The organism is Limimaricola cinnabarinus (genome assembly GCF_002723615.1).
Taxonomy (GTDB): domain Bacteria; phylum Pseudomonadota; class Alphaproteobacteria; order Rhodobacterales; family Rhodobacteraceae; genus Limimaricola; species Limimaricola cinnabarinus_B.
In genome coordinates this window covers 24,031-47,136 of the sequence record NZ_KZ304963.1, presented here as the reverse complement: position 1 = coordinate 47,136, position 23,106 = coordinate 24,031, and the positions used below count along the sequence as shown (strand labels likewise).

At 68.9% G+C, this 23,106-nt stretch carries 24 protein-coding genes and 1 tRNA gene; 15 read left to right on the top strand and 10 right to left on the bottom strand.

Features of this window, described 5'->3' with window-relative positions:
* Nucleotides 1-302: 302 nt before the first annotated feature.
* The 8 genes from crcB (at nt 303) to CJ301_RS12580 (ending at nt 8,146) form a co-directional block, all read left to right on the top strand.
* Nucleotides 303-656, top strand: a complete 354-nt coding sequence (gene crcB, locus CJ301_RS12615; RefSeq protein ID WP_162620515.1) for a fluoride efflux transporter CrcB — start codon at nt 303-305, stop codon at nt 654-656.
* Entirely contained in the window at nt 653-1,711 is a 1,059-nt protein-coding gene (locus CJ301_RS12610; RefSeq protein WP_099277761.1) for an RluA family pseudouridine synthase, read from the top strand. The genes crcB and CJ301_RS12610 overlap by 4 nt, the downstream gene beginning before the upstream one ends.
* Nucleotides 1,708-2,382 carry an HAD-IA family hydrolase gene (locus tag CJ301_RS12605; RefSeq protein WP_099277760.1) on the top strand — a complete coding sequence of 225 codons (675 nt, stop codon included), beginning with the start codon at nt 1,708-1,710 and terminating at the stop codon, nt 2,380-2,382. The genes CJ301_RS12610 and CJ301_RS12605 overlap by 4 nt, the downstream gene beginning before the upstream one ends.
* Entirely contained in the window at nt 2,379-3,086 is a 708-nt protein-coding gene (locus CJ301_RS12600) for an ATP12 family chaperone protein (RefSeq protein ID WP_099277759.1), read from the top strand. Before CJ301_RS12605 ends, CJ301_RS12600 begins: the two co-directional genes overlap by 4 nt.
* A 251-nt stretch (nt 3,087-3,337) precedes the next feature.
* Nucleotides 3,338-4,357 carry an amino acid ABC transporter substrate-binding protein gene (locus CJ301_RS12595; RefSeq protein WP_099277758.1) on the top strand — a complete coding sequence of 340 codons (1,020 nt, stop codon included), beginning with the start codon at nt 3,338-3,340 and terminating at the stop codon, nt 4,355-4,357.
* Between the two features lie 136 nt (nt 4,358-4,493).
* On the top strand, nt 4,494-6,026 hold the full coding sequence (locus CJ301_RS12590) for an ABC transporter permease subunit (protein WP_099277757.1): 1,533 nt from the start codon (nt 4,494-4,496) through the stop codon (nt 6,024-6,026).
* A 1-nt stretch (nt 6,027) separates the two neighbouring features.
* Nucleotides 6,028-7,344 (top strand): amino acid ABC transporter permease, encoded by a 1,317-nt coding sequence (locus CJ301_RS12585; protein WP_099277756.1) that lies wholly within the window; start codon nt 6,028-6,030, stop codon nt 7,342-7,344.
* A gap of 10 nt (nt 7,345-7,354) precedes the next feature.
* On the top strand, nt 7,355-8,146 hold the full coding sequence (locus CJ301_RS12580; RefSeq protein ID WP_099277755.1) for an amino acid ABC transporter ATP-binding protein: 792 nt from the start codon (nt 7,355-7,357) through the stop codon (nt 8,144-8,146).
* Between the two features lie 69 nt (nt 8,147-8,215).
* Here the strand turns inward: CJ301_RS12580 and CJ301_RS12575 are convergent, their stop codons facing one another.
* The 6 genes from CJ301_RS12575 to ttcA form a co-directional block, all read right to left on the bottom strand.
* Nucleotides 8,216-8,710, bottom strand: coding sequence for a SixA phosphatase family protein (locus CJ301_RS12575; protein WP_099277754.1), 495 nt, complete (start codon nt 8,708-8,710; stop codon nt 8,216-8,218).
* The gene (argB, locus tag CJ301_RS12570) at nt 8,707-9,603 is read right to left on the bottom strand and encodes an acetylglutamate kinase (protein WP_099277753.1); all 897 of its coding nucleotides are present in this window, start codon (nt 9,601-9,603) and stop codon (nt 8,707-8,709) included. Before argB ends, CJ301_RS12575 begins: the two co-directional genes overlap by 4 nt.
* 21 nt (nt 9,604-9,624) lie before the next feature.
* The gene (gene yihA / locus CJ301_RS12565; protein ID WP_099277752.1) at nt 9,625-10,275 is read right to left on the bottom strand and encodes a ribosome biogenesis GTP-binding protein YihA/YsxC; all 651 of its coding nucleotides are present in this window, start codon (nt 10,273-10,275) and stop codon (nt 9,625-9,627) included.
* 5 nt (nt 10,276-10,280) lie between these two features.
* The gene (gene yidC / locus CJ301_RS12560) at nt 10,281-12,116 is read right to left on the bottom strand and encodes a membrane protein insertase YidC (RefSeq protein WP_099277751.1); all 1,836 of its coding nucleotides are present in this window, start codon (nt 12,114-12,116) and stop codon (nt 10,281-10,283) included.
* Nucleotides 12,117-12,289: 173 nt separating this feature from the next.
* Nucleotides 12,290-13,852 carry a putative bifunctional diguanylate cyclase/phosphodiesterase gene (locus CJ301_RS12555; RefSeq protein ID WP_099277750.1) on the bottom strand — a complete coding sequence of 521 codons (1,563 nt, stop codon included), beginning with the start codon at nt 13,850-13,852 and terminating at the stop codon, nt 12,290-12,292.
* Between the two features lie 86 nt (nt 13,853-13,938).
* The gene (gene ttcA, locus CJ301_RS12550) at nt 13,939-14,850 is read right to left on the bottom strand and encodes a tRNA 2-thiocytidine(32) synthetase TtcA (protein ID WP_099277749.1); all 912 of its coding nucleotides are present in this window, start codon (nt 14,848-14,850) and stop codon (nt 13,939-13,941) included.
* Nucleotides 14,851-14,985: 135 nt separating this feature from the next.
* Between ttcA and CJ301_RS12545 the strand changes: the two genes are divergently transcribed.
* Complete coding sequence (locus CJ301_RS12545) at nt 14,986-15,501, top strand: superoxide dismutase family protein (RefSeq protein WP_099277748.1); 516 nt, start codon at nt 14,986-14,988, stop codon at nt 15,499-15,501.
* Here the strand turns inward: CJ301_RS12545 and yidD are convergent, their stop codons facing one another.
* The 3 genes from yidD to rpmH are packed head-to-tail and all read right to left on the bottom strand — an operon-like array spanning nt 15,502 to nt 16,267.
* On the bottom strand, nt 15,502-15,723 hold the full coding sequence (gene yidD, locus CJ301_RS12540) for a membrane protein insertion efficiency factor YidD (protein ID WP_099277747.1): 222 nt from the start codon (nt 15,721-15,723) through the stop codon (nt 15,502-15,504).
* A complete protein-coding gene (gene rnpA / locus CJ301_RS12535) occupies nt 15,720-16,121 on the bottom strand; it encodes a ribonuclease P protein component (RefSeq protein ID WP_437438411.1) in 402 nt (133 codons plus the stop codon). The genes yidD and rnpA overlap by 4 nt, the downstream gene beginning before the upstream one ends.
* Nucleotides 16,122-16,132: 11 nt before the next feature.
* Entirely contained in the window at nt 16,133-16,267 is a 135-nt protein-coding gene (rpmH, locus tag CJ301_RS12530; RefSeq protein ID WP_017928060.1) for a 50S ribosomal protein L34, read from the bottom strand.
* A gap of 240 nt (nt 16,268-16,507) precedes the next feature.
* On the opposite strand from rpmH, the gene CJ301_RS12525 reads away from it, so the two are divergent.
* From CJ301_RS12525 to CJ301_RS12505, 5 genes are all read left to right on the top strand, one after another.
* Nucleotides 16,508-17,254 carry a TVP38/TMEM64 family protein gene (locus tag CJ301_RS12525; RefSeq protein ID WP_099277745.1) on the top strand — a complete coding sequence of 249 codons (747 nt, stop codon included), beginning with the start codon at nt 16,508-16,510 and terminating at the stop codon, nt 17,252-17,254.
* Nucleotides 17,251-18,669: a dihydrolipoyl dehydrogenase family protein gene (locus tag CJ301_RS12520; protein ID WP_099277744.1), complete on the top strand. Its 1,419-nt coding sequence runs from the start codon at nt 17,251-17,253 to the stop codon at nt 18,667-18,669. The genes CJ301_RS12525 and CJ301_RS12520 overlap by 4 nt, the downstream gene beginning before the upstream one ends.
* 34 nt (nt 18,670-18,703) lie before the next feature.
* The gene (locus tag CJ301_RS12515; RefSeq protein ID WP_099277743.1) at nt 18,704-20,101 is read left to right on the top strand and encodes a sensor histidine kinase; all 1,398 of its coding nucleotides are present in this window, start codon (nt 18,704-18,706) and stop codon (nt 20,099-20,101) included.
* A 105-nt stretch (nt 20,102-20,206) separates the two neighbouring features.
* Nucleotides 20,207-20,283, top strand: a tRNA-Arg gene (locus CJ301_RS12510).
* A gap of 151 nt (nt 20,284-20,434) precedes the next feature.
* The gene (locus tag CJ301_RS12505; protein WP_099277803.1) at nt 20,435-20,962 is read left to right on the top strand and encodes a DUF2934 domain-containing protein; all 528 of its coding nucleotides are present in this window, start codon (nt 20,435-20,437) and stop codon (nt 20,960-20,962) included.
* Between the two features lie 96 nt (nt 20,963-21,058).
* Here CJ301_RS12505 and CJ301_RS12500 read toward each other — a convergent pair whose 3' ends face one another.
* Nucleotides 21,059-21,763, bottom strand: a complete 705-nt coding sequence (locus CJ301_RS12500; protein WP_099277742.1) for a DUF533 domain-containing protein — start codon at nt 21,761-21,763, stop codon at nt 21,059-21,061.
* A gap of 184 nt (nt 21,764-21,947) precedes the next feature.
* Here CJ301_RS12500 and CJ301_RS12495 point away from each other — a divergent pair, with 184 nt between their 5' ends.
* Nucleotides 21,948-23,084 carry a glycosyltransferase gene (locus CJ301_RS12495; RefSeq protein ID WP_099277741.1) on the top strand — a complete coding sequence of 379 codons (1,137 nt, stop codon included), beginning with the start codon at nt 21,948-21,950 and terminating at the stop codon, nt 23,082-23,084.
* Nucleotides 23,085-23,106: the final 22 nt, after the last annotated feature.

Below are 23,106 nucleotides of genomic sequence, written 5' to 3'. Positions count from 1 at the left end.
ATGGAACCAATTCCGCCTGCAAAGTGACGCTACGTCAACCCCCGGCTTCATGTTCTCCGGTCCCGCAAGCGCCGCTCGGCACGCATTGTTGGCGCGCGGCGGGGCGCGAAGATGGGGGCATCGGTGGCTCGTGCGTCTTCTCTTTCGGGGTGTGCGGGGGAGGGGGTTTGGGGCCGATCGTTCTTGTGTTTTACCGTGGGCGGGGGGCGCTGCCCCCGGCCTGCGGCCTCCCCCGGCGTATTTGGGGAAAGATGAAAGGGGCGGCGCTTGACAAGCGGGGGCGGCGCCGCGACACCGCGCGGATGATGACATCCCTTGCATTGGTGGCCATGGGCGGCGCCACGGGCGCGAGCCTGCGGTTTCTCGTCGGGCAGGCGCTGGCCTTCCCGATGGGCACCCTCGCGGTCAATGTCGCGGGCAGCCTGGCCATCGGGGTGCTGTGGGTGCTGCTCGAAACCCGCGCGGCGCATCTCGCGCCGCTGCTGATCACCGGGCTTCTGGGCGGGTTCACCACCTTTTCGGCCTTCTCGCTCGATGCGCTGCGGCTCATGGAGGCGGGGCGCGCGAGCGCGGCGTTGGCCTATGTGGCGGGATCGGTCATTCTCTCAATCATGGCCTGTGCTTCGGGCCTCTGGATCGCAAGGAGCCTCTCATGAGCGGCGTGCAGACCATCACCGTAGGCGCCGACGAAGGCGACCAGCGGCTCGACCGCTGGCTCAAGCGGCGCTTTCCCCACCTCGTCCAGACCCGGATCGAGAAGATGTGCCGCAAGGGCGAGCTGCGGGTCGAGGGCGGGCGCGTGAAGCCCGCCACGAGGCTGGAGGTCGGGCAAAGCGTGCGCGTGCCGCCGATCCCCGAGGCGCACGAGGTCGAAAGCCGGCCCGTCGATCGCTCCCAGATCTCCAAGAAGGACGCGGAGATGATCCGCGGCTGCGTGATCTTCCGCGACGAGCACATCATCGCCATCAACAAGCCCGCGGGCCTGCCGACGCAGGGCGGATCGGGGGTCTCCAAGCATGTCGACGGGCTCGCCGAGGCGCTGCGCGACGGCTATGACGACAAGCCGCGCCTCGTGCATCGGCTCGACCGCGACACTTCGGGCGTGCTGCTGCTGGCGCGCACCCGCATGGCCGCCAAGGGGCTGACCGAGAACCTCAAGCACCGCGAGACGCGCAAGATCTACTGGGCCGCCGTCGCCGGCGCGCCGCAGCCGCGCGCGGGCATCATCAAGTATGGCCTCGTCAAGGCGATGGGCCACGGGAAGGGCGGCGAGGGGGAGAAGATGCAGTGCATCCATCCCGCGGAGGTCGACAGGACGCCGGGCGCCAAGCGCGCCACCACCGAATTCGCCACCATCAGCGCGCTGGGCCAGCGCGTGTCGTGGATGGCGCTGGTGCCGGTGACGGGGCGGACCCACCAGCTGCGCGCGCATATGGCCGAGCTTGGCCACCCGGTGGTGGGCGACGGCAAATATGGCGGCTCGGGGCAGGAGAACCTCGGCGATGGCTGGGGCGCGGGGCTCGGCGCCGAGATCGACCGCAAGCTGCACCTGCATGCGCGTTCGCTCAAGATCGAGCATCCGGTGACCAAGGCGATCCTGCAGCTCGTGGCGCCGCTGCCCGATCACATGGAACGGACATGGGATTTCCTCGGCTGGGATGCGCGCGACGCGCCGATGGACCCGTTCGACCCGGACGACGTCGCCGGATGACCGAGACGCGGCTGGTGATCTTCGATGTCGACGGCACGCTGGTCGACAGCCAGCGCGACATCCTCGCGGCGATGGCGGCGGCCTTCGGGGCCGAGGGCCTCGCCATGCCGCCGCGCGAGCGGGTGCTGTCGGGGGTGGGGCTGTCGCTGCCCGAAACCTTCCTGCGCCTCGCGGGCGAGCAGGGGCCGGACACCCGCGCGCGCATGATCGCCAGCTATTGCAGCGCCTATGCCGGGCTGCGGCAGGCGAACGGGGCCGGGAGCAGTCCCTTTTATCCCGGTGCGCGGGAGATGCTGGAGCGGCTGGCGGGGGAGCCCTTCACGCTGCTCGCCGTGGCCACCGGCAAGTCGCGGCGCGGGCTTGATGGGCTGGTCGAGGCGCATGGGCTTGAGGGGCTGTTTCACAGCCGCCAGACCGCCGACGATCACCCCTCGAAGCCCAACCCGGCGATGATCCGCGCCGCCTTGGGCGAGACGGGGGTGGCGGCGCATCGCGCGGTGATGGTGGGCGACACGCGCTTTGACACCGACATGGCGCGCGCCGCGGGCGTCGCCTCGATCGGGGTGGGCTGGGGCTATCAGCCGGCGGCGGGGCTTGGCGCCGACCGCATCATCCATGACTGGGCCGGGCTCATGCCCGCGCTCGACGAGCTGACGGAGACGATTTCATGAGCGAATGGAAGGCCAAGCGGTTCTGGAAGGAAGCCACCTTCGAGCCGGCGGAGAGCGGCTGGCAGGTGCTGCTCGACGGGCGCCCCGTGCGCACCCCGGCCAAGGCGGCGCTGGTGCTGCCCTCCGAGCGGCTGGCGCAGGCCATCGCCGCCGAATGGCAGGCGCAGGGCGAAAAGATCGACCCGCGCGCCATGCCCGCCACCCGCACCGCAAACTCGGCCATCGACAAGGTGGCGGTGCAGCACGAGGAGGTGGCCGCGATGCTGGCGGCTTACGGCGGCTCGGACATGCTGTGCTACCGCGCCGATGGGCCGGCCGAGCTGGTGGCGCGGCAATCGGCGGACTGGGACCCGCTGCTCGACTGGGCCGAGACGCGCTTTGGCGCGCGGCTTGCGGTGACGGCGGGCGTCATGCCGGTGGCGCAGGACGCGGCGGCACTGGAGCGGCTGGCCGCGCCGCTGCGCGAGATGGACCCCTTCGCGCTCGCGGCGTTTCACGATCTCGTGGCGCTTTCGGGCTCGCTCGTGCTGGCCCATGCCGTCACCGAGGCGCGGCTCGACGCCGCCGAGGCCTGGCGGCTGTCGCGGCTCGACGAGGAATGGCAGATCGAGCAATGGGGCGAGGACGAGGAGGCCGAGGCGCTCGCACAGGTGAAACGCACGGCGTTTCACGATGCGGCGCGGTTCTGGACGCTGCTCGGCTGAGGCCGCGAAACAGCGGTGCAAGGCATGCGGGCGGTCCCTTCGGGGCCGCCCGTTTTTCGTGCATGGGTGCCGCTTTACCCCGCGTTCGCTCCGTGACGTGACGGGGGCTGGGACTTGACCTGTCGGCAAATCATTGCCCAACTGCCCCGGTGGGGGCCTCTTGGCTCCAGCATCCCGCCGGGCCGGACCGCGCCCGGCACAAGGAAAGCCGCCCCCGCCAAGAGGGGCCGCTACACAGGAAGAGGTTGTTCATGAAGAAATCCGTACTCTTCGGCGCCCTGACCGTCACCGGTCTCGCCGCCGGAGCGACGCAAGCCGCCACGCTCGACGACGTCAAGGAGCGCGGCGAGCTGAACTGCGGCGTGGTGACCGGCCTGGCCGGCTTCGGCGCCCCCGATGCCAATGGCGTCTGGGAGGGCTTCGACGTCTCCGTCTGCCGCGCCGTCGCCGCCGCCGTGCTGGGCGATCCCACGGCCGTCAACTTCGTGCCCACCACCGGCCAGACCCGCTTTACCGCGCTCGCCTCGGGCGAGATCGACATGCTGGCGCGCAACACCACCTGGACCTTCTCGCGCGACACCGACCTCAAGTTCGATTTCGCCGGCGTCAACTATTATGACGGCCAGGGCTTCATCGTGCCGACCGAGCTGGGCGTCTCCTCGGCCAAGGATCTCGACGGCGCGACCGTCTGCATCCAGACCGGCACCACCACCGAGCTGAACCTCGCGGACTTCTTCCGCAACAACAACATCAGCTACGAGCCCGTGCCGGTCGAGACCAACGCCGAGGCCCAGCAGCAATACCTCGCCGGGGCCTGCGACGCCTACACCACCGACGCCTCCGGCCTCGCCGCGACCCGCGCCACCTTCGAGAACCCGGGCGATCACGTGATCCTGCCCGAGATCATCTCCAAGGAGCCGCTCGGCCCGCTGGTGCGCCATGGCGACAACGAGTGGGGCGACATCGTGCGCTGGACGCTCAACGCGCTGATCGCCGCCGAGGAGTTCGGCGTGACCTCGGCCAATGTCAACGAGCTGGCCTCCGCCCCGGGCACCAACCCCGAAGTGAACCGCCTTCTGGGCACCGAGGGCGAGCTTGGCGCGATGATCGGCCTCGAGAACGACTGGGCCAAGAGGGCGATCGCCGCCGGCGGCAATTACGGCGAGATCTTCGAGAAGAACATCGGCGAGAACACCCCCATCGGCCTCGCGCGCGGTCTCAACGCGCAGTGGACCAATGGCGGCCTGATCTACGCGCCGCCCTTCCGCTAAGCTGATCGGGAGGGGCGTGCGCGCCCCTCCCCACCAATGAAGGACATGGCGCGCAGCGCCGCCTTTCTCCCGTTTTCAGGGCGCAGCCGGAGCAACCGGCGCGAAGCCGGCACGGGGGACCAACGGGGACCATTTCATGACAACGACCTCGGATGTTCCGAAGGCCGGGTTTCGGCCTAGCCAGCTCATCTACGACACCCGCTACCGCTCCCTGACCATTCAGGTGATCGCCTTCATCGCCCTCATGCTGGGGCTGAGCTGGCTGGTGTCGAACACGATCGCCAACCTCTCCGCGCTCGGCAAGGATTTCGATTTCGGCTTTCTCGGCCAGCGCGCGGGATATGACATCAACCAGCGCCTGATCGACTATGACAGCGGCTCGACCCATGGCCGCGCCGCCCTCGTGGGCATCCTCAACACGCTGCTCGTCGCGGTGCTGGGCTGCACGCTTGCGACCATCCTCGGCGTTCTGGCGGGCGTGCTGCGCCTGTCCAAGAACTGGATCGTCGCCAAGCTGATGGCGGTCTATGTCGAGGGCTTCCGCAACATCCCGCTGCTGCTGTGGATCCTGCTGATCTTCGCGCTGATGACCGAATCGACCCCGCAGCCGCGCGATTTCCGCGAGGGCGGCGGTGCCTCGATGATCTTCGGCGACAGCGTCGCGATCACCAATCGCGGCGTCTTCATCCCGGCGCCGCATTGGGGCGCGGGGGCGGGCATCCTGCTTGCCGTCTTCCTGCTGTCGCTGGTGGCGATCTGGGCCTGGCGCCGCCACGCCCACAAGGTGCAGGAGCAGACGGGCCGCATCCTGCCGATCGGCTGGGGCACGCTGGGGCTCCTGATCCTGCCCACGGCGCTGGCCTTTCTCGTGCTGTCGGCCACCATGGGCCGCGAGCGTCAGCCGGTCTATGTCACCGGGGCCGAGGCGCAGATGAGCCTCGCCGATTATGCCGCCGGGCCGGGCGCGCAGGGCATGAATGTCTGCGCCGTGCCCGGCTCGACCGAGGCCTTGAACCTGCGCCGCCTGATGCGAAGCAATGAGGCGCGCTTCAACCTCGTCGCCGTGGAAGACAACGCCGCCGCCATCGCCGCCGCCGAAGCGGGGCGCTGCAACATCATGTCGCTGCCGGGCTCGGTCGATCCCGCGACGCTGCCCGCCGGCGCGCTGGCGCTGTCGGACGACATCGCGCGCGGCCTGCCGGTCGAGTTCGAGCGCCCGGTGCTGGGCGGCTTCAACTTCGAGGGCGGGTTGCAGCTTCGCAATTCGCTGATCGCGCTGTGGCTGGCGCTGTCGCTCTACACCGGCGCCTTCATCGCCGAGAACGTGCGCGGCGGCATCCTCGCGGTCTCCAAGGGCCAGACCGAGGCGGCCTACGCGCTGGGCATCAAGCCCTCGCGCACCATGCGCCTCGTCATCCTGCCGCAGGCGCTGCGCGTCATCATCCCGCCGATGATCTCGCAATATCTGAACCTCACCAAGAACTCGTCGCTGGCGATCGCGGTGGGCTACATGGATGTGCGCTCGACGCTGGGGGGCATCACCATCAACCAGACCGGCAAGGAGCTGGAGGGGATGCTGCTTCTGGGGCTGTTCTACCTCGTCACCAGCCTCGTGATCTCCAGCGCCATGAACCTCTACAATTCCCGCGTGAAGCTGAAGGAGCGCTGAGATGTCGGATACGCATGCGCAGACCGTCTCCTATGTGCGCGAGACCATGCTGCCACAGGCCGAGCCGCCGGTCGGCAACCGCGACGCGCTGCTCTGGATGCGCGAGAACCTGTTCTCGGGCTGGCTCAACATCCTGCTCACCCTCGTCTCGCTCTACGTGATCTGGTGGGCGCTGGCGCATACCATGCCATGGGTCTTCCGCGGCATCTGGAACGCGGGCTCGCTCTCGGAATGCCGCGAGATCCGCGACGCCACCCTGCCCGAGGGCATTTCCGCCGCCTGTTGGGCGGTGCTGGGCGACCGCTGGCAGCAGCTGATGTTCGGCTTCTACCCGCGCGAGCTTTACTGGCGCCCGGTGCTGGCGCTGGTGATCTTCCTCGCGGCCATCGCGCCGGTGCTCTTTGCCCATGTGCCGCGCCGGGCGCTGTGGTTCACGGCCCTGTCGCCCTTCGTCATGTTCTGGCTGCTCTGGGGCGGCTCGGTCTGGTTCCCGGTCTCCATCGCCTTCGGCTTCGTGCTGGGCTGGGCCGCGTGGCGGGCGCTTTCGGGGCCGGCGGGCACGCTCGTCGCCTCCATCGTCGCCGCATTGCTGCCGATCGTCTACTGGCTCTACACCGCCGGGCCGCTGGCGCGCGAGCTGGAGCAGGTGCTGGCGCTCGGCATCGAATACGTGCCGAGCCAGGATTTCGGCGGCTTCATGCTGTCCTTCATCATCGGCATCGCGGGCATCATCCTGTCGCTTCCCTTGGGCATCCTCTTGGCGCTGGGCCGGCAGTCGGACCTCTTCATCATCAACAAGATCTCCGTGGGCTTCATCGAGATCATCCGCGGCGTGCCGCTGATCGTCTGGCTGTTCACCGCCTCCTTGCTGCTGAACTACTTTTTGCCGCCGGGGACCAATTTCGACCTTATGCTGCGGGTCATCATCATGGTGACGCTCTTCGCCGCGGCCTATATCGCCGAAGTGGTGCGCGGCGGTCTCGCGGCGCTGCCCAAGGGCCAGTATGAGGGGGCCGACAGCCTCGGCCTCTCCTACTGGCAGTCGATGCGGCTGATCATCCTGCCGCAGGCGCTCAAGATCTCGATCCCCGGCATCGTCAACACCTTCATCGGCCTGTTCAAGGACACGACGCTGGTGGTGTTCATCGGCCTTCTGGACCCGATCGGCCTGTCGAACGCGATCCGCGCCTCGACCGAATGGAACGGCATCTACTGGGAGCTTTTCGTCTTCATCGGCCTGCTGTTCTTCATCTGCTGCTTCAGCATGTCCCGCTATTCGCTGTATCTGGAGAAGAAGCTCCAGCGCGGCCACAACTGAGGAGGGTGTGATGACCGACACCACCGCCGCCCGCACCATCGACCGCAGCCAGATGCAGATCTCGGACGAGGTCGCGATCGAAATCTCGAACATGAACAAGTGGTACGGCGCGTTCCACGTGCTGCGCGACATCGACCTCACCGTCTATCGCGGCGAACGCATCGTGATCTGCGGGCCCTCGGGCTCGGGCAAGTCGACGCTGATCCGCTGCATCAACCGGCTGGAGGAGCACCAGTCGGGCCGGATCGTCGTCGACGGGATCGAGCTGACCTCGGATCTGAAGAACATCGACAAGATCCGCTCCGAGGTCGGCATGTGCTTTCAGCACTTCAACCTGTTTCCGCATCTGACCATCCTCGAGAACTGCACCCTCGCGCCGATCTGGGTCCGCAAGACGCCCAAGCGCGAGGCCGAGGAGATCGCGATGCATTTCCTCGAAAAGGTGAAGATCCCCGATCAGGCGCTCAAATATCCCGGCCAGCTCTCGGGCGGGCAGCAGCAGCGCGTGGCCATCGCGCGCTCGCTGTGCATGAAGCCGCGGATCATGCTCTTCGACGAGCCGACCTCCGCGCTCGATCCCGAGATGATCAAGGAGGTGCTCGACACCATGATCGAGCTCGCCGAGGAGGGCATGACCATGCTCTGCGTGACCCACGAGATGGGCTTCGCGCGGCAGGTCGCCAACCGGGTGATCTTCATGGATCAGGGCCAGATCGTCGAGCAGAACGAGCCGGAAGCCTTCTTCAACAGCCCCCAGTCCGACCGGACCAAGCTGTTCCTCAGCCAGATCCTCGGTCACTGACCGTCGGATTTGCGTATTTGAAGAAAGATGAAAGGGAAGGGGGCGCGCAAAGGCGGCCCCTTTCGCGCGTCAGAGATCGGCGGGGATGGCGAAGGCGGCGATGTGGCCTTTCGAGATGGAAGACCAGTCCTTCGCTTCGAACTTCAGCACCGTGACGGCGCAGGTCGGGTAATCGGCAAAGCGCGGATGCGCCGGGGCCTCGGCCGCGAGATCGGCGGCAAGCTGGCCGATGCCGGGATTGTGGGCGACGAGGGCGATGCTGCGCGCGCCCATGCCCTCCAGCGCGCCGCGCAGCTTGCGCGGCGGGGCGGCGTAAAGCGCGGGCGCGTGGCGGATTTCGGGGGTGGTGGGCCATTCGGACTGCATCAGCGCGAGCGTTTCGCGCGTGCGGGCCGCGTCGGAGCAGAGCACCAGTTCGGGAAGATGGCCGCCCCGGGCCAGCCACGCGCCCATGCGCGGCGCATCGCGCCGGCCGCGCGGGGCGAGCGGGCGCGCATGGTCGGGCTGGCCGGGATCGGCCCAATCGGATTTCGCGTGGCGGATCAGGATGAGCGTGAGGCTCATGCCGCGCCGCGCGGCTTCATGCTGCTCTCGGTCGAGCGGATGATCGAGCCCGCGCCATGCTCGGTGAAGAGCTCCAACAGCGCGGCGTTGGGCAGCCGCCCGTCGAGGATCACCACCGCGCGCACGCCCTGTTCGAGCGCGGCGAGCGCGGTCTCGGTCTTGGGGATCATGCCGCCCGCGATCACGCCGTCGGCGGTCAGCTGGCGCACCTGTTCGGGGGAGAGCTGGGTGACGACCTCGCCCGACGCGTCCTTGACGCCCGAGACGTCGGTGAGCAGCAGCAGGCGGTCGGCCTCCAATGCGCCCGCGATGGCGCCGGCGGCGGTGTCGCCATTGACGTTGAAGGTCTCGTTGGCGTCCATGCCGGTGGCGACGGGGGCGACGACGGGGATGATGCCGGCGGCGAACATGTCGCGCAGCACCTGCACGTTCATCTCCACCGGGCGGCCCACGAAGCCCAGCTCGGGATCGTCGGCCACCGCGACCATCAGGTCGTCATCCTTGCCCGAAAGGCCCACGGCGCGGCCGCCCTCATCCATGATCGCCTGCACGATGCGCTTGTTGACGAGACCGGTGAGCACCATTTCGACCACCTCGACCGTGGCCTTGTCGGTGACGCGCTTGCCGCGCACGAACGAGGATTCGATGCCGAGCTTGGCCAGCATCTCGTTGATCATCGGGCCGCCGCCATGCACGACGACCGGGTTCACGCCGACCTGGCGCATCAGCACGATGTCGCGGGCGAACTCGGCCATGGCCTCGGCATCGCCCATGGCATTGCCGCCGAACTTCACCACCACGATGGCGCCGGAATAGCGCTGCAGGTAGGGCAGGGCCTCGGAGAGGGTCTTGGCGGTGGCGATCCAGTCTCGGTCCATCTTCTGCGTCCTCATCAGAGGCCCCTGTTCAATGCGTCAGGAAAGCCCCGCGACGATGGCGCGGAGCGTCTCGATCCCGTCGCCCTTCTCGGAGCTGGTCAGCACCAGCTCGGGATAGGCGGCGGGGTGCTTGGCAAGCGCCGCGCGGGTCAGGCCGAGGCTCTGCTCCAGATCGCTCTTCTTCACCTTGTCGATCTTGGTCATCACCACCTGGAACGGCACGGCGGAGCGGTCGAGCAGGGTCATGATCTCCTCGTCGACCTTCTTGGCGCCGTGGCGCGCGTCGATCAGCACGAAGGCGCGGCGCAGGGTCGGGCGGCCCGAGAGATACTGCTTGAGGAGGCGCTGCCATTTCTCGACCACGGCGACGGGGGCGTTGGCAAAGCCGTAGCCCGGCAGGTCGACGATGTAGTGGCTGTCTGCGGCGGTGAAGAAGTTGATCTCCTGCGTCCGGCCCGGCGTGTTGGAGGCCCGCGCGATCGCCTTGCGGCCGGTCAGCGCGTTGATCAGCGACGACTTGCCGACATTGGAGCGGCCCGCGAAGCAGACCTCGATCCGGTCGGCCGGCGGCAGGCCCGACATGGCGACCACGCCCTTGAGGAACTCGACCTCGCCGGCGAAGAGAAGCCGCCCCGCCTCGGCCTCATGCGGCTCGGGCGGGGCGGCCTCGGGAAAGGTCATCTTCATGCCGCTCACTTCTTCGGCTTCCCGGGCGTGTTGGCGGCCTTGGCCTCGGCGGGCTTGGGCTTGCGCTTGAAGCCCTGCTTGATGTTGCCGAAGATGTCGGGCTTGGCGCCATGGCTGCGCATGATCGCGTATTGCTGGACGAAGGTGACCACGTTGTTGGTGATCCAGTAGAGCACGAGGCCGCTGGCGAAATTGCCCAGCATGAACATGAAGACCCAGGGCATCCAGGCGAAGACCATCTTCTGGGTCGGGTCGGAGGGGGCCGGGTTCAGCTTCTGCTGCAGCCACATCGAGACGCCCAGCAGGATCGGCAGCACGCCGAGCGAGATGATCGCGAGGAAGCTCGACGGATCGGGTGCCGCGAAGGGCAGCAGGCCGAACAGGTTCAGGATCGAGGACGGGTCGGGGGCCGACAGGTCGCGGATCCAGCCGAACCAGGGCGCGTGCCGCAGTTCGATGGTGACGAAGATCACCTTGTAGAGCGAGAAGAAGATCGGGATCTGCAAAAGGATCGGAAGGCAGCCCGAAGCCGGGTTCACCTTGTTCTCCTTGTAGAGCTTCATCATGCCCTTCTGCATTTCCTGCCGGTCGTCGCCCGCGCGCTCCTTGAGCGCCTCCATCTCGGGCTGCAGCTCCTTCATCTTGGCCATGGAGACGTAGGAGCGGTAGGCCAGCGGGAAGACGATCGCCTTGAGGATCAGCGTCAGCGCGACGATGGCCCAGCCCATGTTGCCGATCAGGCCGTTGAGGAAATGCAGCAGCATGAAGATCGGCTTGGTCAGGAAGAAGAACCAGCCCCAGTCGATGCTGTCGACGAAGCCCTCGATGCCGCCCTCGTTCTGGTAGCCCTGGATCGCTTCCCATTCCTTGGCGCCCGCGAAGAGGCGGGTGTCGGAGGAGGCGGTGGCGCCGGGCGCCACTTCGAGCGCGGGCAGAACGGCATCGGTCTGGTAGACCTCCGAGCGGTCGGAATAGCGCACCACCGAGCGGAACGGCGTGCCGGGCTCGGGGATCAGCGTGGTCATCCAGTATTTGTCGGTGAAGCCGGTCCAGCCATTGCCGGTGACCTCGGAGACATCGACCCGGCCCGCGCCGCGCGCGTCGGGCTCGAGATCGGGCATGTCGGAGTAGTCGATCTCCTCGAGCGTGCCGTCGGTCATCCGCACCACGCCCTCATGCAGGATGAAGAAGCCCTGCGTGTCGGGCTCGCCATGCCGCGCCACGAAGCCGTAGGGGGCGAGGGTGACGGCGGTGTCGGTGGTGTTCTCGACGGTCTGCTCGACGTCGAACATGAACTTGTCGTCGACCGAGATGGTGCGGCGGAAGATCAGCCCCTCGCCATTGTCCCAAGACAGGGTGACGGGGCTTTCGGGGGTCAGCGTCTCGCCGCTTTCGAGCGACCAGACGGTGTCGGGGCCGGGCAGGGCGGTCGCCGTGCCGCCGACCGGGGCCCAGCCCCAGACGGCGTAATAGGGCGTGTCGGTGCCCACCGGCGACAAGAGCCGCACCAGCGGGCTCTCGGGGTCGAGCGTCTCGTTGTAGTCGACCAGCGACAGGTCGTCGATCCGGCCGCCGCGCAGCGACAGCGAACCGGTCAGCTCGGGCGTCTCGACGGCGATGCGCGGGGCCTCCTGCGCCACGGGCGCGGCCTGCTCCAGCGCGCTGCCGGGAACGGAATCATTGGCGGTGCCGGGGCCGAGGCTCTCGGTCGGCGCGGTCGAGATCTCGTCGATCTCGGGCGAGGGCGCCTGCTCCTCGGGCGGGAAGATCAGGAACCAGCCGAGGATCACCACCAGGCTGAGCACCGTCGCCAGGATCAGGTTCTTGTTCTGATCATCCATGAAAAGCCGCCCTCGATCGCCGGAAAAGGTCAGTGGCGGTTCAACAGGGCGAGGGTCGGAAGGTCAAGCTCTTTCGCCCCGGGCGCCATGCGGGCGGGGCGGAGGGGAAGGGTGGACGGGCAGACGGGCAGGGGGGATGGGCAGGGCGGATGGGCGGCGGGCCGCCGATGGCGTCAGACCGCGTGCCGCGCGGTGGATGTGGCGGATGTGGCGGGCGCGGGCCGCGCGACCGGGCGCGCGCGCATCCAGGCCTCGGCCTCCGGGCGCGGCATCGGCCGGCCGATGCCGAACCCCTGCGCATGGCCGCAGCCGAGCGATCTGAGCATGTCGCGCTCGGCCTGCGTCTCGACCCCTTCGGCCAGGGTTTCGAGACCGAGCCTTTCGGCCATGGTCAGGATCGCCGAGACCATCTTCTGCTGGTCGGCATCCGCGTCGATTCGGCTGACGAAGGAGCGGTCGATCTTGATCCGCTGGATCGAGAAGCGCCGGATCGAGGTGATGGCGGCGTGGCCGGTGCCGAAATCGTCGAGATCGAGCTGGCAGCCCAGCCCCGAAAGGCCCGAAAGATTGCGGACCACCACGTCTTCGAGACGATGCGCCACCACCGTCTCCAGCACCTCGACCGCCAGCCGCTCGGGGCGCAGGTCGAAGCGGTCGAGCTCCCAGGCGAGGCGATCGACGAGGCGCGGATCCGCCAGCTCCACCTGCGAGAAGTTGATCGCGACCTGCGGCACCTCGATCCCCGCCGCGTCCCACAGGCGCAGCGCGTTGAGCCCGTCCTGCACCATCACCTCGCCGAGCCGCCCCATCAGCCCGGCCTGCTCCATCACCGGCAGGAATTCGGCCGGCGAGATCAGGCCGCGCCGGGGGTGGTTCCAGCGGGCGAGCGCCTCGACCCCGGTGAGCCGGCCATCACTCAGCGAGACCTGCGGCTGGAAATGCGCGGCCACGTCGCCCCTGTCGAGCGCGGCGGCGGCCTCGTCCACGAGGGCGTTGCGGATGCGGACGCGGTGGCGCATCGCCTCGGAATAGCAGCGGATGGAGCCGGGATCGCCGCGCTGCGCCTCGATCAGCGCCAGCGTGGCGGCGTGCAGCAGCTCGGCCCCGCCCGGCCGGTTCAGCCGGGCCGCGAGCGCGAAGCCGAGCGAGAGGCTGACGCGGACCTTCGTGCCGCCGCGTTCGACCGGATCGGCCACGCTTTCCTGCAACCTCTGGCCAAGCTGGAGCGCGGCCTCGAGGTCGAGCCGGTGCGAGGAGGAAAGCGCGAGCCCGAAGCAGGCCCCGTCGAGGCGGGCGAGCATGTCGTCGTGCCGCAGCCCGATCTGGAGCCTTTCGCCCACCACCCGCAGCAGATGTTCGATCAGCGCGCGGTCATGGCGCTGTTCGAGCTGCTTGAAGCCGTCGATCTCGAGCACCATGGCCGCGACCGAGGGGGGCATCCCGCCGGGGTGGGCGAGCATCCTGTCGAGGCGGCCGGTGATCGCGGCGCGGTCGCCCAGCCCGGTCAGCGCATCGCGCGTCAGGTTGCGCGACAGGATCGGCCGGCCCAGCGCGCTCGATACGGTCAGCGGCAACGCGATGACCACGAGCACCACCGCCCATGCGCCGCCCAGCGCCAGCGCCCCGAGCAGGAGCGCGGGCGCCAGCCCCAGCATCAGCAGCCGCCCCAGCCGGCCGAGCTGCCGCCGGGAGGGGAGGGAAGTGCGATGCGACGTGAGACCGGCCGAGCTGCGCATGGTGTCCTTTCCTGCCCTTGGACCCCTGCCGCGAATGCGGCCGGGCCGACAGGGGGACACCCTAGAAAGCCATTCTAAGCGGTCTGTTAACGCGGGGCCGCCTGATCTCTAAAATTGTCCTCGCCGGTCTCGGCCCCGCCTGTCTCGGCCTCGCGCGCGAGCGCCATGAAGTCGAACAGGGAAGGGTCGAGCATGTGGCTCGGGCGCACCTGGCTCAGCGCGGTGAACATCTTCTGCCGCCGGCCCGGCGCGTTCCTTTCCCACTGGTCGATCATCTGCTTGATCTGCTGGCGCTGCAGCCCGTCCTGGCTGCCGCACAGGTCGCAGGGGATGATGGGGTAGTTCATCGCGCTTGCAAATTTCTCGCAATCGGCCTCGGCCACATGGGCGAGCGGGCGGTAGAGGAAGAGGTCGCCCTCGTCATTGAGCAGCTTGGGCGGCATGGTCGCGATCTTGCCGCCATGGAAGAGATTGAGAAAGAAGGTCTCGAGCATGTCGTCGCGGTGATGGCCCAGAACCACGGCCGAGCAGCCCTCCTCGCGCGCGACGCGGTAGAGATTGGCCCGGCGCAGCCGCGAGCACAGCGCGCACATGGTCCGGCCCTGCGGCACCTTGTCCATGACGATGGAATAGGTGTCCTGATACTCGATCCGGTGCGGCACCTTCATGCGCTCGAGAAACTCGGGCAGCACGGTCGCCGGAAAGCCCGGCTGGCCCTGGTCGAGATTGCAGGCGAGGATCTCCACGGGCAGCAGCCCGCGCCATTGCAGTTCGGTCAGCGCGGCGAGCAGCGTGTAGCTGTCCTTGCCGCCCGACAGGCAAACCAGCCAGCGCGCGCCGCGCTCGACCATGCCGTATGTCTCGATCGCCTCGCGGGTGTCGCGGATGATCCGCTTGCGCAGCTTGCGGAACTCGGTGGTCTTGGGCGCCCCGGCGAAAAGCGGGTGGATGTCGTCATTCGCGTCGTCGGGGCTGTCGTCTCGGGCATCGTCGAGCATGGCGGGGGCTCCTCAGGGATCGGCGGGGATATGCCACGTGCGGCGCGGCGAGGAAAGGTCCGGGAACGCGGGCCTGCCCGTTCCGGTTGGGTTTCACGGGGCGGCAAAGCCGCCCGATGGCAAGGGAGAGACCCGATGACGACACGGACGACATTCTTTGCGGCCTGCACGGCGCTGATGGCGCTGCCTGCCGCCGCAACCGCGCAGGACGCCGTGGCCGACATGGTCGGCGTCGACGGCATGGAGATGGGCACCGTGGCCTTCACCCAGACCCCGAACGGCGTGCTGCTGACGCTCGGCATCACCAACCTGCCCGAGGGCGGCCACAGCTTTCACATTCACGAGACCGGCGCCTGCGAGCCCGATTTCTCGGCGGCGGGCGATCACTTCAACCCCGACGGCGCCGAGCATGGCTTCCAGAACGAGGCGGGGCCGCATGCGGGCGACATGCCCAACATCTATGCCGATGCCGAGCAGGAGGTGAACGCCGACATGTTCACCGACCGGCTCTCGATGCAGGAAGGGGCCGAGAACAGCCTGTTCGACGAGGACGGCTCGGCGGTCATCATCCATGTGAACCCCGACACCTACCAGGCCGAGGCCGGGGCGGGCGACCGCATCGCCTGCGGCGTCATCACGCTCAGGCAGTGATCAGTCGGGGACGTTGTCTATGCCGCTGCCGCCCCAGGGGTGGCAGCGGGCCAGCCGCCGCAGCGTCAGCCAGCCGCCCCTGAGCCCGCCATGCTTTTCCAGCGCCTCCAGCGCATAGGCCGAGCAGGTCGGGTGAAAGCGGCAGCCATGGCCGACCATGGGCGAAAAGGTGAGGCGGTAGGCGCGCACCGGCAGCGCCACGAGCCGCGCCAGCGGGCTCATGCCCGCGCGTGGACGCGGCCCAGCGCCCATTCGAGATCGCGGCACATCTGCTCGAAATCATGGGTGGAGGTGATCTCGGCCCGGCCGATCAGCACGTAGTCCCAGCCCGCGCGGCCCTGATCGGGCAGCACCCGGCGCGCCACCTCGCGCAGGCGGCGCTTGGCGCGGTTGCGCGCGACGGCATTGCCGACCTTCTTGGAGCAGGTGAAGCCCACGCGCATGGCTTCCGAGCCGTCGCGGCGCGGATTGCCCTGAAGGTGGAAGCCGGTCGTGCCCTGCCGCAGCGCCCGGGCGGCGCGCAGGAAATCGGGGCGCTTGCGCATCTTGTCCACGCCAACGCCGAAAGACCCCTGCGCGGCGGCATCGCTGCCGGCCACGGGGGTCTTTTCCGCTGTCACCTGATCGGAAATCAGGCGCTCAGGACCTTGCGGCCCTGCGCGCGGCGGGCGTTGATGATCTTCCGGCCGGCCTTGGTGGCCATGCGGGCGCGGAAGCCGTGACGCGACTTGCGCACACGGTTCGAGGGTTGGAACGTGCGTTTCATTGCGCTTTCTCCGTCTCAAGGGGCCGCGCCGTCCGCCGTCCATGCCGGATTCGGGGCCTGCCATATTCGAAGCCCGTGCCATAAAGAGCGATCCGCGGCCTGTCAACGCGGCCGGGCCGGATTCCCGCAAGCCCGCGCAATGTTACAGGCGATGGGTCTGGATCAACAGGGCGCGAGGGGGCTGGGCGCGCCCCCGCTCGCGGTGCATGTCTGGTCGGGCGGGCAGCCCCGGAGGACCAGATGGCCAGCGAAACCACGGATGATTCAGCGCCCGCGCGGCCCGGCTGGCTGCGCTACCTGCCGCTCGCGGTGATCGGGATCGTGGCGCTGGCGGGCGCCTTCTTCCTGCGCGACCTGCTGAGCTTCGAGACGCTGCGCGACAACCGCGAGGCGCTGATCGCCTGGCGCGACGCCAATTACGCGCTCGCCGTGGCGGGCTTCATGGCCGCCTATGTCGCCATCGTCGCCTTCTCGCTGCCCGGCGCCACGGTGGCGACGCTGACCGGCGGGTTTCTCTTCGGCACCTTTCCGGGCGTGGCCTACAACGTCATTGCCGCGACGATCGGCGCGGTGCTGATCTTTCTTGCCGCGCGCGCAGGGCTGGGGCGGCGGCTTTCCAAGGGGATGGATACTTCCGAAGGGCGGCTGAAGAAGATCAAGGAGGGCATCCGCGAGAATCAGTGGTCGATGCTGCTTTTGCTGCGGCTGCTGCCGGTGGTGCCGTTCTTCGTGGCCAACCTGCTGCCGGCGCTGATCGGCGTGGGGCTTGTCCCCTTCGCGCTCACCACGCTTCTGGGCATCGCGCCGGGCGCGCTGGTCTTCACCTCGGTGGGCGCGGGGCTCGGCGCTGTCTTTGCCGCCGGGGAGACGCCCGATCTCGGCCTCATCTTCGAGCCGCATATCCTCCTGCCGCTGCTCGGCCTCGCCGCGCTTTCGGCGCTTCCCCTCGTGATCAAGGCCGTGAAGGGCCGGAAAGGTCTCGCATGAGCCATATCGACTGCGACATCTGCATCATCGGCGCCGGATCGGGCGGGCTTTCGGTCGCCGCCGGGGCGGCGCAGATGGGGGCCAGGGTCGTCCTCGTGGAAAAGGGCGAGATGGGCGGCGATTGCCTCAATCGCGGCTGCGTGCCCTCCAAGGCGCTCCTGGCGGCGGCCAGGCAGGCGCACGCGATGACCAAGGGGGCCGAGATGGGCATCACCCCCGTCACGCCCGAGATCGACTTCGCCGCCGTGAAGGACCATGTCGCGCGCGCCATCGCCACCATCGCGCCGGTCGATTCGCAGGAGCGCTACGAGGGCTTCGGCGTCACCGTGATCCGCGAGCATGCGCGCTTCACCTCGCCCGAGGAGATGCAGGCGGGCGACACCACGATCAGGGCGCGCCGCTTCGTGCTGGCCACCGGCTCGCGCCCCATGGTGCCGCCGATCGACGGGATCGAGGACACGCCCTATCTCACCAACGAGACCATCTTCGATCTGCGCGAGAGGCCCGATCACCTGCTGATCATCGGCGGCGGGCCGATCGGCGTGGAGATGGCGCAGGCGCATCGCAGGCTGGGCTCTGAGGTCACGGTGATCGAGGGGGCGAAGGCGCTGGGCAAGGACGACCCCGAGCTTGCCGGGCGGCTCTTGGACATGCTGCGCGGCGAGGGCATCCGCATCGAGGAGGGGGCCAAGGTCACCGCCGTTTCGGGCAGCAATGGCGCGGTCGCGGTCGAGACGGAGAAGGGCCGGTTCGAGGGCACGCATCTCTTGATGGCCGTGGGCCGCGAGGTGGTGACCGAGGGGCTCGGGCTCGACATGGCACACGTGAAACATGGGCCAAAGGGCATCGCCGTGGGCGACGATTTGCGCTCCGAGACGAATCGCCGGGTCTATGCGGTGGGCGATGCGGCGGGCGGGCTGATGTTCACCCATGTGGCGGGCTACCATGCGGGCGTCATCATCCGCTCCATGCTGTTCGGCCTGCCCTCCAAGGCGAAGACCGCGCATATCCCGTGGGTCACCTATACCGATCCGGGCCTCGCGCAGGTCGGGCTGACCGAGGCACAGGCGCGTAAGGCGCATGGCGACGCGCTGGAGGTGATCCGCGCCGATTACGACGAGAACGACCGCGCCATTGCCGAAGGGCGCACCGAGGGCATGCTCAAGCTGATGGCGGTCAGGGGGCGGCCGGTGGGGGCGACGATCCTCGGCGCCCATGCCGACGAGCTGATCGGCGTCTGGGCCATCGCCATCGCCAGCGGCACCAAGCTGTCGAAGATCGCGGGCGCGGTGCTGCCCTATCCCTCCCTGGGCGAAATCAACAAACGCGCGGCAGGCAACTATTTCAGCAGCAGACTGTTTGGTAACGAGTGGGTGAAGACAGCCGTCCGGGCGGTCCAACGCTGGGTGCCCTGAGGCCCCGGTCGTCCGGCGGCGCAGAAGGGACCAGATGTTCAATACCCTTTCCGGACGATTCCTCGCTCTGACCACGGTCTTCGTCATGCTGGCCGAGGTGTTGATCTTCGTGCCTTCCGTGGCGCGATTCCGCGAAGATTACCTGCAGCTGCGGCTGGAACGGGCGCAGATCGCCTCGCTGGCGCTGCTGGCGAGCGAGACGCTCGATGCCGAGCTGGAGGCCGAGCTTCTGGAGAATGCGGGCGTCTACAACGTGGTGCTCCGGCGCGACGAGGTGCGCCAGCTCGCGCTGTCCTCGCCGCTGCCCGAGCCGATCCACGCCACCTACGATCTGCGCGATGTCTCGGCCCTGACGCTGATCCGCGACGCGATGGGGACCTTGCTCGATGCCGATGAGCGGATCATCCGCGTGATCGGCGACCCGGTGCAGCAAGGCGGGCTCCTGATCGAGGTGACGATGGACGAAAAGCCGCTGCGCGAGGAGATGGTCGAGTACGGGCTGCGCATCCTGTTGCTCTCGGCGGTGATCTCGGTGGTGACGGCGGCGCTGCTCTTTGCCGCGGTGCAGGCCTTTCTGGTGGTGCCGATCAAGCGGGTGGTGGGCCAGATCCGCAGCTATGCCGACGCGCCCGAGGATGCGCGGCGGATCATCTCGCCGCGCGCCAGCCTGCGCGAGCTGCGCGAGGCGGAAACCGCGCTGCAGGCGATGGAGACCCAGCTCACCGGCGCGCTCCGGCAGAAGGACAGGCTGGCGCAGCTCGGCTCGGGCGTCGCCAAGGTCAGCCATGATCTGCGCAACATCCTCACCTCGGCCCAGCTCTTCGCCGACCGGCTCGACAGCTCCGAGGACCCGCTGGTCAAGCGCATGGCGCCCAAGCTCGTCGGCTCGATCAGCCGCGCGGTGAGCCTGTGCGAATCGACGCTGGCCTTTGGCCGGGCCGAAGAGCCGCCGCCCCGGCTTGCCCGGTTCGAGCTGGCGCCGCTGGTGAGCGAGGTGATCGAGGCCGAACGCCTCGCCGCCGGCGATGACGCGATCGCCTTTGCCGCGCAGGTCCCGCCCGGCCTCGTGCTGCGCGCCGATTCCGAGCAGCTGTTCCGGGTGCTGTCGAACCTCGTGCGCAACGCCCGGCAGGCGATCGCCGCGACGGGGGCCGCGGGGCGCGTCACCGTTTCGGCGCATGAGGAGGACGAAGCCTGGTCGATCCGCATCGAGGATACCGGCCCCGGCCTGCCGCCGCGCGCGCGCGAACATTTGTTCAGCGCCTTTCGCGGCGGGGTCACCAAGGGCGGCACCGGCCTCGGCCTCGCCATCGCCGCCGAGCTGGTGCGCGGCCATGGCGGGCAGCTGGAGCTGGCGCGCTCGGACGAGACCGGCACCGCCTTCGAGATCCACCTGCCGCGCAGCGCGCCGGATCTCGCCGTCTCCGGCTGAGAGTGCCGCGACGGCAGGCGGGCAGGAGAAGGAAAAGCGCGAAATTCGTGAAAACGGCCCTTGCATGTCCCGGCAGCGAACGGTAGATCGGCCTCACTCTACAGCGGACTGGTAGCTCAGTTGGATAGAGTACTTGACTACGAATCAAGGGGTCGGGGGTTCGAATCCTCCCCAGTCCGCCACTTCCCTCCCGGAAAGACACGAGAGACCGATGAAGCCCCTCCGGGGGCTTTCGTCGTTTGGGCCCTGCCTTCTTTTTGAAGCGGAGACTCGAAATCGCGCCGATCAGCGATACCTCCCGGAAAGAACATGGTTTTCAATCGGGAGGGCCAGATGGCCGACGACAGGGAAGAACGGATCCGGCAGCGCGCCTACGACCTGTGGCAGCGCGAAGGCGCGCCCGAGGGGCGCGATCAGGATCACTGGCACGAAGCCGCGGCGCAGATCGATGCCGAAGAAACGCGCGACTCGGAGGTCGCGATCGAAAGCTCGGCGGCCGCGGGGCTCGCCGGACGGGCCGATGACGGGCCAAAAGGCGCCGGCGGTCTCGACGAGCAGGGGCTCGACCAGGCCCATGCCAACATGGGCGAGGCCCCGGGCGAACAGGTCGCCGATACCACGCCCGCGACGGGCGGGCGCCGCAAGGCCGCGGCCAAGACGCGCGAGCCGGGCGCCGCGCCCAAGCGGGGCCGCCCCAAGAAGGCCAAGCCGGTCGCGGAGGCCGATCCGGGCAAGCTTGGCGCAGCACCCGGCGGCAACACGACGGATGCGGGGAAAAAGAAGGTTTCGCGCCGCGCGGTGCGCTCCGGCCCCGAAAAGAGCGCCGACGCCTATGCCAAGGGGCCGAGCAAGACGGAGTGACGCCCCCCGCGGGTGCAGGCCTCGCCAAACAGACAGAAGGCCGCTCCATGACGGAGCGGCCTTTCGCATGTCCGAAAGCCGGGGCAGGGCGCGGCTTCAGGGGGCCAGCTCCTCGGCCTCGCGCGCCTCCTCCTCGGTGATGTCGAGCCGGTGGCGCAGCAGCGTCAGATAGGCCCGGTTCGCCTCGGTCTCCGAATCCACCGCCGCGCGGGAGGCGAGGTAGAACTCGATCGCCGTGTCGTGGTCGTTGATCTGGGTCAGAAGCGTATCGAGCGGCTTGGGGTTCTCGATCTCGGTCGAGATCAGCCGCCGCTCATCGGCCGTGGCCTCGGCCTCGTCGAGCTGGCCGCTGATGCGCTGGCGCTCGTCCATCGACAGCGTGCCGTCGGCATGGGCCGCCGCGATCATGCCGCGGATCAGCAGGAGCGCGCGGTCGTCGCTCATCCGCTCGGCGGCCTCGGCGTGGCGCGGATCGGGTGTTTCGGAAGACTGCGCCTCGCCGCCCAGCGCGCCTGCGATCTGGTCGAAGATGCCGCTCAGACCGGAGCTGGCGCTCGCCTTTGAGGCGGTGCCCGTGGAGGCGCCGGCATGCGCGGTCGAGCCGCTGGCGCGCTGGCGCGCCTGGTGATCGTTATAGGCCTTGTAGGCCATGTATCCGAGTGCCGCGACGCCCGCCTTGCCGCGCAGGCCGCGGCTGCCGAGGCCGCCCAGAAGCGCGGCATTGCCGAGCGAGCCGCGGCGACGGCCGCGACCGGCCATGCGCGAGGCCAGCATGACGCCGAGAATACGTTTGAGGCTCATGGAAGTGTCCTTTCCGCCCTGTGTCCGCCGAAGAAACGACGAGCAGGGCGGCTTCGTTCCTCCGGGGGGCGGCTTTGCGGGCCGGGCGCTGCGCCACCGCATCCGCGCTTGACCCGTCGCCCGCGCGGCGCAGCTTGCAGCCCGAACCCCACCGCCCGAACCCCACCGCCCGGAGCCGCCCGCCGTGAAGATCGCCCTGATGACCCATATCCGTCACCCCGTGCGCCCGCCCTTCATGGGCGGCATGGAGGCGCATGGCTGGTATCTTGCGCGCGAGCTTGCCGCGCGCGGCCACGCGGTGACGATGTTCGCCAGCGGCGACAGCGCGCCGCCTCCGGGCGTGACGCTGCATCCGGTGGTGGCCGAGCATTACGACCGCCGCTACCCGTGGCACGACTTTCACGGCACCGACACGCTCAACGACCATCTCGACACGGCCTTCGCGGGCGCCTGCCGCGACGTGGCGGCGGGGGGCTTCGACGTGGTGCACAACAACACGCTGCACCGCTTCGTGCCGCGTGTGTCGCGCGCGAAACGCCTGCCCATGGTGTCGTCGATGCATGTGCCGCCCTTCGCGGCGCTGCGCCGGGCGATGAATGACAGCCTCGCGCCATGGCATCTCGTCACCACCTGCTCGCGCCGCCAGCTCGGCCGCTGGTGGGACGACACGCCGCCCTCGGCGCGGGTGGTCGGCAACGGCATCGCCCTGGCCGACTGGCCCTATTGCGCAGCGGGCGACGGCTCGGCGGTCTGGGCCGGGCGGATCACCCCGACCAAGGGCGCGCATCTCGCGGCGCAGGCGGCACGGATCGCGGGCGTGCCGCTGACGCTCTACGGCGTGGTCGAGCACCGCGATTACTTCGAGAACGAGGTCAGGCCGCATCTGGGCGGCGATATCCGCTATGGCGGGCATTTTGAGGGGGCCGATCTCGCCGCCGCCTTCGGCCGCGCCTCGGCGCTGCTTTTCACGCCGCTATGGGACGAGCCCTTCGGCCTCGCCGCGATCGAGGCGATGGCCTGCGGCCTGCCGGTCGCGGCGATCGAGATGGGAGCGGTGCGCGAGGTGATCGGCGAGTGCGGCGCCTATGCGCCCCCCGATGACGCCGCGGCGCTCGCGCGTGCCTTGCGCGAGGCGATGGCGCTGCCGCGCAAGGCGGCGCGGGCGCGGGTGGAGGGGCGGTTTTCGGTGCGGGCGATGGTCGATGGCTACGAGGCGCTCTATGGCGAGGCGATCGCGGCGCGCGATGCGGAGTGGCCCGGCATCGCCTACGCGCCGCACGAGCTCTGGCTGGCCCCGGAGGTCGCCGCCACCGGGGCCTGAGCGCTGCTGCGCGGCGATCGCT